This is a genomic window from Microbispora triticiradicis (assembly GCF_005864065.1).
GTDB lineage: Bacteria > Actinomycetota > Actinomycetes > Streptosporangiales > Streptosporangiaceae > Microbispora > Microbispora triticiradicis.
Map to the genome: position 1 here is coordinate 86,782 of NZ_VANP01000007.1, position 12,873 is coordinate 99,654.

Annotated in this window: 12 protein-coding genes; 10 read left to right on the plus strand and 2 right to left on the minus strand. The window is 72.3% G+C overall.

Translation table 11 applies throughout. The annotated features are described in order from the left end of the window. The first annotated feature begins 92 nt into the window (after positions 1-92). The 3 genes from FED44_RS19510 to FED44_RS19520 are packed head-to-tail and all read left to right on the plus strand — an operon-like array spanning position 93 to position 2,462. Complete coding sequence (locus FED44_RS19510; RefSeq protein ID WP_138461568.1) at positions 93-461, plus strand: group I truncated hemoglobin; 369 nt, start codon at positions 93-95, stop codon at positions 459-461. A 58-nt stretch (positions 462-519) separates the two neighbouring features. Beyond that, positions 520-1,035 (plus strand): PadR family transcriptional regulator, encoded by a 516-nt coding sequence (locus tag FED44_RS19515; protein ID WP_138461570.1) that lies wholly within the window; start codon positions 520-522, stop codon positions 1,033-1,035. Further along, a complete protein-coding gene (locus FED44_RS19520; RefSeq protein WP_138461572.1) occupies positions 1,032-2,462 on the plus strand; it encodes a DHA2 family efflux MFS transporter permease subunit in 1,431 nt (476 codons plus the stop codon). Before FED44_RS19515 ends, FED44_RS19520 begins: the two co-directional genes overlap by 4 nt. Here the strand turns inward: FED44_RS19520 and FED44_RS19525 are convergent. After that, complete coding sequence (locus FED44_RS19525) at positions 2,416-3,627, minus strand: helix-turn-helix domain-containing protein (RefSeq protein ID WP_187405985.1); 1,212 nt, start codon at positions 3,625-3,627, stop codon at positions 2,416-2,418. The two genes, FED44_RS19520 and FED44_RS19525, sit on opposite strands and share 47 nt — an antisense overlap. A 46-nt stretch (positions 3,628-3,673) precedes the next feature. After that, positions 3,674-4,492: a hypothetical protein gene (locus tag FED44_RS19530; RefSeq protein WP_138461574.1), complete on the minus strand. Its 819-nt coding sequence runs from the start codon at positions 4,490-4,492 to the stop codon at positions 3,674-3,676. Between the two features lie 127 nt (positions 4,493-4,619). Here FED44_RS19530 and FED44_RS19535 point away from each other — a divergent pair, with 127 nt between their 5' ends. The 7 genes from FED44_RS19535 (at position 4,620) to FED44_RS35875 (ending at position 12,719) form a co-directional block, all read left to right on the plus strand. Then, the gene (locus tag FED44_RS19535) at positions 4,620-5,528 is read left to right on the plus strand and encodes a DUF72 domain-containing protein (protein WP_138461576.1); all 909 of its coding nucleotides are present in this window, start codon (positions 4,620-4,622) and stop codon (positions 5,526-5,528) included. Between the two features lie 199 nt (positions 5,529-5,727). Next, on the plus strand, positions 5,728-7,428 hold the full coding sequence (locus FED44_RS19540) for a serine/threonine-protein kinase (protein WP_138461578.1): 1,701 nt from the start codon (positions 5,728-5,730) through the stop codon (positions 7,426-7,428). Between the two features lie 10 nt (positions 7,429-7,438). Next, a complete protein-coding gene (locus tag FED44_RS19545; protein ID WP_138461579.1) occupies positions 7,439-8,602 on the plus strand; it encodes an acyltransferase family protein in 1,164 nt (387 codons plus the stop codon). Further along, a complete protein-coding gene (locus tag FED44_RS19550) occupies positions 8,587-9,504 on the plus strand; it encodes a DUF72 domain-containing protein (RefSeq protein WP_111698220.1) in 918 nt (305 codons plus the stop codon). The genes FED44_RS19545 and FED44_RS19550 overlap by 16 nt, the downstream gene beginning before the upstream one ends. 108 nt (positions 9,505-9,612) lie before the next feature. Further along, positions 9,613-10,461 (plus strand): alpha/beta fold hydrolase, encoded by an 849-nt coding sequence (locus FED44_RS19555; RefSeq protein WP_244302081.1) that lies wholly within the window; start codon positions 9,613-9,615, stop codon positions 10,459-10,461. Between the two features lie 556 nt (positions 10,462-11,017). After that, on the plus strand, positions 11,018-12,415 hold the full coding sequence (locus FED44_RS19560) for an arabinofuranosidase catalytic domain-containing protein (RefSeq protein ID WP_208759069.1): 1,398 nt from the start codon (positions 11,018-11,020) through the stop codon (positions 12,413-12,415). Positions 12,416-12,554: 139 nt separating this feature from the next. Continuing rightward, positions 12,555-12,719, plus strand: a complete 165-nt coding sequence (locus FED44_RS35875; RefSeq protein ID WP_165900489.1) for a hypothetical protein — start codon at positions 12,555-12,557, stop codon at positions 12,717-12,719. Positions 12,720-12,873 lie beyond the last annotated feature (154 nt).

Genomic DNA, 12,873 nt, shown 5'->3' on the forward strand with positions numbered 1-12,873 from the left:
CCGCTACGCACGTATTTCCGGTTGGTAATCGCGCTGTAACCTTCCGTGTCGATCCTCTGCGAGGAGGTCACACAGACGCGGGAGGAATCGGTATGCCGTCCATCTTCGATCAGATCGGCGGGTCGGCCGCGGTCTCGGCCGTGGTCGACGAGTTCTACCAGCGGGTCGTCGCCGATCCGATGCTGCGGGGATACTTCGCGGACGTCGACATGGACAAGCTGAAGGCGCACCAGCGCAGCTTCGTCGCCGCGGCGCTCGGCGGGCCGCAGGAGTACCGGGGCAAGTCGATGGACGTGGCGCACGCCGGGCTCGGCATCACCGCCGAGGAGTTCGACCAGGTGGTCGTCCACCTGGCCGGCGCACTGGAGTCGTGCGGGGTGGACGGGGAGACGATCGGCGCCATCGCCGGCGCCCTCGCCCCGCTGAAGGACCAGGTCGTGCAGAGCCAGGCCGTGGCATGACCCGCTGCCCGGCACGCAAGGAGTGGTGGGTTAACCTAACCTAGGTTATGTTGGACGGGTGTACTCCGACATAATGATCCTGCGCGGCCTGCTCACCGCGCCGAAGCACGGCTACGAGATCAAGAAGTACATGGAGCGCCTGACGGGCGGTCTTCTCAACAACAACACGCTCTATCCCGCGCTGCGCCGCTTCGAGCAGCGCGGGGAGATCGAGAAGATCGCCGAGGAGGTGGCGCCCGGCCGTCCGCAGCGGACCGTCTACCGGATCACCGGCAAGGGGCGTGAACGTCTGCTGGCGCTGCTGCGCACGGCCGATCCCCAAGTGCTGACGAAGGACGAGGAGTTCCAGGTCAGGGTCGGGCTGTTCGACCTGCTGCCCGCCGCCGACCGGCGCAGGATCGTCGAGGTCAGGCGGGAGCGCGTCGAGCACGAGCTGGCCCTGCAGGAGGAACTGGCCGCCGCCGCCGGGCACGCGCCCTGGGGTGAGCGCGTCCTCGCCTTCACCGTCGAACGGCTCCGGCTGGAACTGCTCTGGCTGACCGAGCTGGAGGCGGTGCTGGAGGAGACGGGGTGACGGACGCCGCGGGCGCGACGCCCTCCCGCCTCATGTCGGCCGGCCTCGTCGCGGGGCCGGTGCTCTCGATGATCGACTCGTCGGTGGTCAACCTCGCGGTGCCGGATCTCGTCCGCGAGCTGGGCCGCCCGCTGGAGGTCGTCCAGTGGGCGGTGAGCGGCTACCTGCTCGCCCTGGCGATCGGCCTGGCCGCCACGTCGTACCTGGCCAGGCGCTTCGGCCTGGTGCCGACCTATGCCGGGAGCCTGACCCTGTTCACGGTCTCCTCCGCCGCGTGCGCGCTCAGCGCCGACGCCGGCATGCTGATCTGCTTCCGGGTCGTGCAGGGCCTCGCCGGGGCGCCCCTCATTCCGCTGGCGATCGGTCTGCTGATCGGCAGGGGAGGCGCCGCCGAGGGGGCGGGCGGCAAGGTGCCGCTCGCCGCCGGACTCGCGTTCTTCGCCGCGCCCGCGCTGGGCGTCTCCCTGGGTGGCCTGCTGATCGGCGCGTACGGCTGGCGCTCCATCTTCCTGGTCAACCTGCCGGTCGGGCTGCTCGCCCTGCCCGGCGCGCTGGCGGCCCGCCGGGCCGGCCTCGGCACGAGGGGCGACCGCGCCGTACGGCCGGACCTGCCCGGGCTGGTCCTGCTGGCGGCCGGGCTCGGCCTGACCACCTACGGAGTGGAACGGGCGGCGGCGCACGGGTGGGCCACCCCCTCCTGGCCGGCCGGCCTGGCGCTCCTGGCCGCCTACGTGCTGTGGGCGCGCCACCGGCCGCAGGCCGCCCTGGCGCTCGACCTCGCCCGGGACCCCGTACGGGCGCTCACGCTCGCCCTGTGCGCGGTGTCGAGCGTCGTGCTGTTCGCCGTGCTGTTCCTCGCGCCGCTCTATCTCCAGACGATCCAGCACCACAGCGGCCTCGTCACCGGGCTCGCGCTCCTGCCGCAGGGGCTGGCGATGGGAGTGTCGGCCGCCGCGGGCACCAGGATGGCCGAGCGCTTCTCGGTGCGGTTCGCGGTCGTGGCCGGCATGCTGTTCCTCGCGGTCACGACCGGTCTCATGGCGCTGCTGTCGGCCGGCACACCCGTCTGGCTGACCACGCTCCTGCTGTGCGGGCGCGGCCTGGCGATCGGGTTCACGAGCCAGCCCCTGGTCGTCTCGCTGCTGGGCGGGCTGCCGCCCGTGCGCGTCCCGGACGCGAACACGCTGTTCAGCGTCGTGCAGCGGCTGGCCGGATCGTTCGGGATCGCGCTGCTGGTGACGCTCCTCACCACCCGTGGCGCGGCCACCGGATCCGCGCTCACGGGTTTCCGGGAGACCATGCTGGTCCTCGCCGCGACGGCGCTGCTCGGCGCTCTCGGGGCGGCGTCGTTGCGGCGGCCGGCGGAGCGGTCGCCCCTGGTCAGAAGACCAGTTTCAGCTCCGGACGGTGACCGGGGAGGCCGATGAGCTCACGCACCCGCGCCGGCGGCCAGGCGAGCTCCCGCGCCAGCGCGGGCACGGTCAGCCGGGTCTCGGCCGCCGCCATCTCGAAGGCCCGGGCGAGCAGCACGGGCTGCTCGCCGGGATAGCCCGACACCGGCTCCGCCGCGAAGCCGGGCTGGTCGCGCAGCGCGGCGAGCCGCTGCCAGGCCCGCCCGGCCGCCGAGTCGGACAGCAGGCCGACCTCCCGGCACCGGTACAGCAGCGAGTCGACCGACACGCCCCAGACGCGGCGCAACTCGGCCAGCCGCCGCAGGTCGGCGCGGGCGGGCAGGCTCGGCCCGACGCTGTCGCGCGGCGTGAGGAACTCGGCGGCGAAGGAGTCGGCCTCGCGTTCCTGCTGACTGTCCCCGGCCGCCGCGTCGCCGTGCAGGACCAGGTGGCCCAGTTCGTGGGCTGCGGTGAAGCGGTGCCGGTAGACGTCGTCGAAGCGGTTGGGCGTCAGGACGACGATGGGCCGGGGCAGGCTGGAGGTGGAGAAGGCGTCGACCGTGACCGCGTCCTCGTCGGCCCGGGGGAAGACGACGACGATCCCCCGCGACTCCATGTGCCGCACCAGGTGACTGACCGGTCCGGCGCCGAGGCCCCAGTGGGCCCGCAGCGCGCGGGCAGCGCCCACGGGATCGCGGGGCAGGGCGGTGCCGGAGTCGACCTCGCCCCCGGCGAAGCCCGGCAGGTCGACGAAGGGGAGCCGCACCCGCTTCTCCAGCGCGTACGTCAGCTCCCAGACCTGCTCGACGAAGGCGACGGCCTTGGCCCGCTGGTAGGCCCGGGTGGAGCGCAGGCTGCGGAAGTGCGCCATCGAGCCGTCGAGCTTGCCGTGCGGGCGGCCCGGCAGGAAGAACGCCGAGGGGACCGCGAGCACCTCGGCGAGGAGCGGGACCAGGTCGGGCCGCGGCCGGGTGACCCCGGCCTCGTACTGGCCGACCGCGGCGGGCGACACGCCGACGCGCTCGGCGACCTCTTTCTTGGTCAGCGCGGCGAGCCGTCGGGCCTGCGTGAGCCGGGTCCCGTCGAAGGCGTCCGCCACCGCCTGCGGGCTGGGTTCCCGGGAGGCCGCGTCATCGCCCGGCTCCCCGCCCGGCCGCACGTCCGGTCCCTCGGTCGATCCCTCGGTCGGCCCCTCGGCCATCCTTCGGGCCTGTCCCTCGACCGGACTTCCGACCAGCCGGAGTCGCCTATCGTCCTTCATCGGCGACGTCCGGCGCCTCCGCCGGCGCCTCGCTGACCGGCGGCAGGGCCGCCGCGCGCTCGTACGGCGACCGGGGGTTCATCTCGGGAGCGGGCATCGCGCCCCCGGAGAAGACGGACGCCTCGGCCGGCAGGGTCTCGATCGGCAGGGTCTCGATCGGCAGGGCTGGTGCGGGCAGGGTTCCCGTGAGGGCGGCTCCGGCGAGCGGGATCGCCTCGTAGTGGTGCCAGCGCAGGTTGCCGGTGCGGTCGAGCAGCTCGGCCTCGCCCCACCACGCGTCGAGCAGCCCGGCCCCGGCGTTGCACGCGTACGCGATGAGCACCAGGCGGGTGCCCTCGGGCAGCTGCGTCAGCGCCCGGGCGGCCGGGATGACCGGTTCGGGCATGCCGGTCTCGGCGCCGCCCAGCGTCAGCTGCTCGGTCCAGGGCCGCGGGCCGAACCGGGTGAACAACGCCTGGACCAGCCCGGACGGCCTGCCGTCGCCGATCCGGGCGTTGACGACGCTGACCGACCGGTCCTTCGCGTAGCGGAAGGGGAAGAGCAGGTTGCCGCCGAGGACGACGAGCTCGTGCTGGGAGCCCTGCGGCTTGACGATATCGACGTCCGCCATGTCCGCGAACGCGCGGGCGAGCGCCTCGAACTTGCGCGACATCAGCGTGAAGCCGAACGGATGCAGATGCCGGGTCCGCGCCGTCTGCTGGGCGTCCCGGGCGTTCTCCAGGGCGACCGCCAGCGCCTCGGCCACGCCGCGGCGGATCTGCTCGGCGCGCGGCCCGAACGTCTCCAGGGCCCAGGTCGACAGCATCGGCCACCTCCGGTGAGCTTCGGCCGGCGACCACCGCACGCCGGGGCCGCTTTATTTTTGAACATCATAGACCCACGCACGCTTCATGCGTCACAACCGACACACCTCTCCTGGCTTATCGTGAGATATGGGAGAGATCCTGGTCGGCACGGCGTCGTGGACGGACAAGACGCTGCTGGAGTCCGGGTGGTACCCGCCCGGCGTCACCACACCCGAGGAGCGCCTGCGCCACTACGCGGGCGAGTTTCCGCTGGTGGAGGTCGACTCGACCTACTACGCGCCGCCCGCCGAGGCCACCGTACGGCTGTGGGCCGAGCGCACGCCCCCGGGGTTCGTCTTCGACGTCAAGGCGTTCTCCCTGCTCACGCGGCATCCGACCCGGCCGGGCGCGCTGCCGAAGGACCTGCGGCCGGGCGGCGCCGGCAAGAACCTGTACGCCCGCGACCTCGATCCCCGGATCGTCGAGCAGGTCTGGGAACGGTTCCGCGCTGCCCTGCTGCCGCTGCTGGAGGCGGGCAAGCTCGGGGCGGTGCTCTTCCAGTTCCCCCGGTGGTTCCCGATCGGCCGGGCGAACAAGCACTACATCCTGGAGTGCAGGCGGCGCTGCGAACCGCTGCGGATCTCCGTGGAGTTCCGCAACCACACCTGGATGAGCGAGGAGAACCGGGCCGAGACCCTCGACTTCCTCCGGTCGTACGGGCTGCCGTACGTGTGCGTGGACATGCCGCAGGGCTACCCGGACTCGGTCCCGCCGGTCGTCGCGGCCACCTCCGACCTGGAGGTCGTGCGCTTCCACGGGCACAGCGACAGGTGGACCAGCCACGACATCCATGAGCGCTTCGGCTATCACTACTCGCCGGAGGAGTTGCGGCGGTGGGCGCCGAGGCTGCGCGACCTGGGCGCGGAGGCGACCACGACGCACGTGCTGATGAACAACTGCTACCGCGACTACGCGCAGACCAACGCCCGGCAACTCGCCGCCGTGCTGGCGGGCCTGCCGGACTGCGAGGTCCGCCCCCGTCCGGCTCGCCCGTGACCTGCGGGACCCGTCGCGGCACAGGCACATCCCCTGCCGTCCGTACGCCGGGGGTGTGATTTCGCTGCCGGGTCACCTCAGGATATGACAGGATCCGGCCTGTTCCATCGACATATCGACGGCATCGCGAGGGAGCGGGACGAATGCGGGAACGGCCGGAACGGACCACCTGCGACCGCCGGTCGTGACGGGTCCCGCCGTGCCGCGACGCCCTCTCGACCCCGGTGATCCCGAGCGGATCGGCGACCACCGCCTCGTCGGCGTGCTCGGCGAGGGCGGCCAGGGCGCGGTCTACCTCGCGCGGGACGCCTCGGGCGGCCAGGTCGCGATCAAGCTGCTGCACGCCAGGGAGGCCGCGGACGCCACGAGCCGCCGCCGCTTCCTCCGGGAGGCGGAGACGGCCCGCGGGCTCGCCCTCTTCTGCACGGCCCGCGTGCTCGACGCCGGGTCCCACCACGGGCGGCCGTACATCGTCACCGAGTACATCCCCGGGCCCTCGCTGGCGACGGCGGTCGCCGAGGACGGCCCGCGTACGGGCAGCGGGCTGCACCGCCTCGCCGTCGCCACGCTGACGTCCCTCGCCGCGATCCACCGGGCCGGGATCGTGCACCGCGACTTCAAGCCCGGCAACGTGATCCTCGGCCCGGAGGGGCCCGTGGTCATCGACTTCGGCATCGCGAGCGCCGCCGACCACACCGTCACCGGCGGCGGCATGGCGGGCACGCCCGCCTTCATCGCCCCCGAGCAGCTCGCCGGGCAGCGGCCCGGTCCCGCCTCCGACGTCTTCAGCTGGGCCGTGACGATCGCGTACGCCGCGACCGGGCGCCTGCCCTTCGCCGGGCCGACCGTTCCGGCCGTCCTGATGGCCATCTCGGCCCGCGAGCCCGACCTGTCCGGCGTGCCCGCCGACCTCCGCCCGCTGCTGGAGGCGTGCCTGGCGAAGGATCCCGCCGCCCGGCCCGCCGCCTCCGCCCTGCTGCGCGCCCTCACCGGCGACGACGCCGCCACGGGGGCCACGGCACCGGCCGCCACGGCACCTGCCACCACATCACCTTTCAGCACGGCACCGTTCACCTCGGCACCCGCCACCACGGCACCGTTCACCACGGCAGCGGCCGATCCGGCCCGTACGGTCGTCTCCGGCGGCGCCGGGATCCCGGCGGACACCGGGAACCCGCCGTCGCGGCGGCGGTGGCTCCTCGGCCTCGCGGCGGGGGTGACGGCCGTGCTCGTCGCGGGCGGGGTCCTCCTGTACGCGTCCCGCGGCGGCGAGGCGGGTCCCCGGGGCGGGAGCCTGCTCTACGGCGACGACTTCGGCGATCGGGGCAACTGGGACGGCTACACCTTCGACCCCGACGCGGCGGGCGACCAGCGCACGACGCGCGGCTACGAGATCGAGCGCGGCGTCTACACGGTCCGCGCCGACAGCACCGATCCCCACAACGTCGCGCTGTCGCCCGTGCCCGCCAAGACCGACGCGGCGGCCGGACGCGACGTGCTGGTCGGCGTGACGGCCGAACCGCGGGAGGACTCCGGGCAGGGTGGCCTCGGGCTCGTGTGCCGATGGGACGAGGACGTTCCCAGCGGCTACGCGTTCCTGCTCGGCCTGGACGGCACCGCCCGCGTCGTGCGGCGGTCCGAGGGCGCGAGCCTCGACGTCGTGCCGCCGGTGAAGGCGGCCCCGCCGAGCGCCGGGCGCGCGGTGCGCCTCCAGGCCTCCTGCCGGGGCTCACGCCTGACGTTCTGGATCGACGGCACCCGCGTTCTCGACGCCGAGGACGCCCATCCGCTGCCGCCGGGCCCGCACAGCCAGGCGGGGGTCCTCGCTCGCGTCCCCGAGGCCGGAGGCGGCGTGGTCACCGTCTCGTTCGACGACTTCAGCGTGAGCAAGGCGGGATAAAGTCACCTGAATGGCGGCGAATCCCTCCCGGCTGGCCTGGCTGGACGCGCTGCGCGGGGTCGCCGCGCTGGGCGTGGCCCTGCACCACGGTGCCTGGACCTTCGTCCCGGAGTTCTGGGCGGGAGTGGACGGGAAGGTCGACGTCGGCACCTGGGGCGTCTTCGCTTTCTTCCTGGTCAGCGGATACATCATCCCGGCATCCCTGGAACGGCGCGGTGACCTGCGGGCCTTCTGGATCGGCCGGGCCTTCCGGCTGCTGCCCCTGCTGCTCGCCGCGCTCGCCCTCGCGCTGCTCCTCGCGTACGCCGGCGCGTTCGTGCCGTCACCCGATCTGAACCGGCGTCCGCTCGCGCTCGTCGCCCTCGGCAACCTCACGATGCTGCAGGAACTGCTCGGCCTGCCCGCCGTGATCGGCGTGATGTGGACGCTCTCCTACGAGATGGCGTTCTATCTGATGGTCGCCGGGCTGTTCGCCGTACGGCAGGCGCACCGGCCGGCGCCGATCGCCGTCGTCCTGGCGCTCGCGGCGGTGCCCCTCGGCCTGCTGCTGCCGCGCGCGACGATCAACGGCCGCGCGGGCGCCGCCGCTCTGGTCCTCGCCGTCGCCGTCGTGCTGGCCGTCGTGGCGTCCGCGGGCCCGTACGGCGTCCTCCGCAGGGCGGCTGCGGTGATCGGGGGCCTCCTCGGTCTGGCGCTGGTCGTGCTGGGCAGCCGGGGCGGTGCCGGGCAGGGGCTGGTCATCGCGGCGATGATGTTCGCCGGGACGGCGGTGTACCGGGCCGAGCGCGGGGCCATCCGGTGGCGTACGGCCGCGGCGGTCCTGTCGGCCGTCCTGGCCTGCGCGGTGATCGCCGAGGACGACCCCACGCACACGGTGGCGATCGTGCTCGCGGCGGCCTGTTTCCTGGCCGCCTTCGCACTGCGGGGCCGGGCGTTCCCCCGGTGGCTCACCCACCTCGGGGTGATCAGCTTCTCCCTCTACCTGCTGCACCCGCTGCTGCTGCGGATCGCGCCGAACCTGCCGCTGTTCTTCCTCGCCACGGTGGCGCTCGGCCACGTGACTTATCGCCTCGTGGAGGTCCCGGGCCAGCGCCTCGGCAGACGCCTGTCCGGCCGGAGCGGCGCCCACGACGGCGCGCGGGGGCCTACGGTCGGGGGATGGGCAAGATCCTGATCGGTACGGCCTCCTGGACGGACAAGTCGCTGCTCGCGTCCGGCTGGTATCCCCCCGAGGCGTCCACCCCCGAGACCCGGCTCGGTTACTACGCCGGCCGGTTCCCCCTGGTCGAGGTGGACGCCACCTACTACAACCCGCCGGCCCGGCGTACGGCCGAGCTGTGGCGGGACCGCACGCCGAAGGACTTCACCTTCAACGTCAAGGCGTTCTCGCTGCTCACCGGGCATCCGACCCGGCCCTCGGCGCTGTACAAGGACCTGCGGGCCGCGCTGGGGGAGCCCAAGGGCACGCTCTACGCGCGTGACCTTCCCACCGAGGCCGTCGAGGAGGTGTGGCGGCGCTTCCTCTCCGCGCTGGAGCCGTTGCACGAGGCGGGCAAGCTGGGCGCGGTGCTGTTCCAGTTCCCCCAGTGGTTCCCGCCCGGCAGCGCCAACCGGCGCTACATCCTGGAATGCCGGGACCGCTGCCTGCCGATGCGGGTGTGCGTCGAGTTCCGCAACAGGGCGTGGATGGACCCCGCCGCCCAGGACGAGACCCTCGGCTTCCTGGCGGACAACGACCTGCCGTACGTCGGGGTGGACATGCCACAGGGGCATCCGTCGTCGATCCCGCCCGTGCTCGCGGCCACCTCCGACCTCGCCGTCGTCCGCCTGCACGGTCACTCGGACAAGTGGACGAGCCGCGTCATCGAGGAGCGGTTCGGCTACCTCTACTCGGAGGAGGAACTCCGGAGCTGGGCGGACCGGATCGCGGGTCTGGCCGGCCAGGCGGTGACCACGCACGTGCTGCACAACAACTGCTGCGCCGACAACGCCCAGCGCAACGCCGAGCGGCTCACCGAACTGCTGGGGCGGCGAGGCGCCGACGTCGTCACCCCGGGCGAGAACCGCCGGCCGTGACCGCGTACGCGGCGTCCCCGGGAGGGCTCGTGCCGGGATGCGGGGTCGCGCACCCGCCGGCGGTTAATCCGTTGCCCGCGCCGAAACGCCGCTGACAGGCTTCCGGGCATGCTGCAGACGTACTCCGCCCATGACGGAACGACCTTGGCCTGTCACGTGTCCGGAGCGGGCGATCCCGTGATCTGCCTGCCCGGCGGCCCGATGCAGAGCGCGGACTACCTCGGTGACCTCGGCGGCCTGCCGGCGCACCGGCGGCTGCTCATGCTCGATCCCCGGGGCGCCGGCCGGTCCGCGATACCCGAGGACGTGTCCTCCTACCGCTGCGACCGGCTCGTCGGCGACGTCGAGGCGCTGCGCGAACATCTCGGCCTCGACCGGATCGACCTGCTCGCGCACTGCGCCGGCGCGAACCTCGCGACGCTGTACGCCGCCCGGCACCCCGGCCGGGTACGCAGGCTCGCCCTGATCACTCCGAGCACCAGGGCGGTCGGCATCGAGGCCACGGGGGAGTCGCGCCTCGCCACCGCCCGGCTGCGCCGGGACGAGCCGTGGTTCGCTGCCGCGTTCGCGGCTCTCGAGGCGATCGTCGCCGGTGACGCCGCCGACGACGACTGGAAGCGCATCGACCCCTTCTTCTACGGACGCTGGGACGCCGCCGCCCGGGACCATCAGGCGGCCCAGGAGGGCGGGCGGAACGAGGAGGCCGCGGCGGCATTCGGCGCCCCGGGCGCGTTCGACCCACCGGCCACCCGCGCCGCGCTGGGCGGGTTCACCGCGCCGGTGCTGCTGCTCGCCGGAGAGGTCGACCTGAACACGCCGCCGGACGTCGTCGCCGAGTTCGCGGCGCTGTTCCCGCACGCCGAGTTCGTCGTGCAGCGGGGAGCGGGACACTTCCCCTGGCTCGACGACGCCCACCGGTTCACGACGACGACGGCGGAGTTCCTCGCTCGGCCCTGACACTTCGCTCCGGTTCGGAGGGTCAGGCCCGATCTCGATTCCGCCAGTGGCGGCCGGCCGTGCTCGCGACCCTGTATCGCGATCGACTGCAACCCGGCGGTTGCGAAAGGTCCGATAACCGGTCATCATTGTTCTGACCTTTTTGACTCAAGGCACTTCTAAGCCCGTGAATGGTCGGAGGACTGAAACTTTCAGCGTGGATGTGAACCGCCGGTCTTCACCGCGGTTCATCGTTCCACTTCAAAAGGGTCGGCGGCCGCATGGAGGGCGCGGCCGGGTTCCGCCTGATTGACTGATGCCCCGCGCCGGGATTGGCTCAGCAGCACACCACCACCACGAACGGAGCCGCATCCGTGATCGGCCGAAAAATGTTAGCGCTAACAAAAAATCGGATATGGACTGACTCCCAACAGGTGGGTTGATCGTCCGCGGCAATGACGCCGCGGAGAACGCGCATCTCGGAGAATGGGAAACATCTGTGCGAAACGTCAGCTCATTACGTCGGCGCCTGAAACTCTCAGCCGCCGTCGCCGCCCTTCTGGTGGCCGGCGCCGGTATGGCGGGGACCCACGCGGCCTCGGCGGCCGCGGCCGGATGCCAGGTCACCTACACGGTGGCCAGCGAATGGCCGGGCGGCTTCAACGCGAGTGTTAACGTTAACAATCTCGGCGACCCGATCGACGGCTGGAGCCTGACCTGGGCGTTCCCCGCCGGGCAGACCATCACCCAGCTGTGGAACGGCAGCTACACCCAGTCGGGCTCCCAGGTCACGGTCACCAACGTCTCGTACAACGGCGCCATCCCCAGCGGCGGGAGCACCGAGTTCGGGTTCAACGGAAGCTTCAGCGGCTCGAACCCGAAGCCGGCGAGCTTCGCCCTCAACGGCGTGACCTGCACCGGCGGCGTCACCTCCCCGTCACCCGGCGGCTCGCCCTCGGCGTCCCCTTCGGCGTCTCCTTCGCGGACGCCCTCGTCCACCCCCTCGCCGCCGCCGGGTGGCACTCGGCCGTGTGACATCTACGCCGCCGGAGGCACGCCCTGCGTCGCGGCGCACAGCACGACCCGCGCCCTGTACGGCAGTTACAACGGCCCGCTCTACCAGGTGCGCCGCTCCTCGGACAACACCACCCGGGACATCGGCGTGCTGAGTGCGGGCGGCGCCGCGAACGCCGCCGCGCAGGACTCGTTCTGCGCGAACACGACCTGCCTCATCACGATCATCTACGACCAGTCGGGCCGCAACAACCGCCTCACCCAGGCGCCTCCCGGCGGCTTCTCGGGCCCGGCTCCCGGCGGGTACGACAACCTCGCGACCGCGACCAAGGCGCCGACCACGGTCTACGGCAGCAAGGCGTACGGCGTCTACGTGGATCCCGGTGTGGGTTACCGCAACAACAACACCAACGGCGTCGCCAAGGGCGACCAGCCGGAGGGCATGTACGCCATCTTCGACGGCACCCACTACAACGGCGGCTGCTGCTTCGACTACGGCAACGCCGAGACCAACAGCCGTGACAACGGCAACGGCACGATGGAGGCCATCTACTTCGGCAACATCAAGGTCTGGGGCTACGGCGCCGGCAACGGCCCGTGGATCATGGCCGACCTGGAGAACGGCCTGTTCTCCGGCGTCAACCAGAAGTACAACGCGGGCGACCCCACCATCAGCCACCGCTACCTGACCGCCATCATCAAGGGCGAGCCGAACCACTGGGCCATCCGCGGCGGCAACGCGCAGTCGGGCGTCCTGGGCACCTTCTACGACGGCAAGCGTCCCAACGTCTCGGGCTACAACCCGATGAAGAAGGAAGGGGCCATCATCCTCGGCATCGGGGGTGACAACAGCCACGGCGCCGCCGGCACCTTCTACGAGGGCGTGATGACCTCCGGATACCCGACGAACGCCACCGAGGACGCGGTGCAGGCGAACATCGTCGCCGCCGGATACCGGTAAGGCCGGATACCGGTAAGTCAGACCAAGGCAGAACCGGCCACAGCGGATCCGGAAGCCGGAAGACCGAGCCGCCCCTTGCACCACCGGGGGCGGCTCTCCGCTGTTCCGGGCGCCTGCCAGCAGCGACGACAGGTCCCACATGGTCGTGTACCTGGTGACCAGCAGCGGCCACTGGGCCGTCCGGTGGGTCAGGCTGACGGTGAAGGTGCTGCCCGGCGCGATCTGCCCACCCCACAGCGAGGGCGAGGTGACGACCGAGACCGACCCGCTGCCCAGCCTCATGCCGAGCGCGTTCTTCCAGTAGTACTCGACCGGACAGTTCGCCTGGCCCTGCCGTACGCAGGGCGCGACGGCGGCGTGCCGCCCGCCGGTGGTGGCCGTGGCTGATCTCGTGTCGTCCGCGCACGCCTCCCGGCCGCCGTAAGGAAAGGTCGCAGCTGATTACTCCCTTCGTGAAT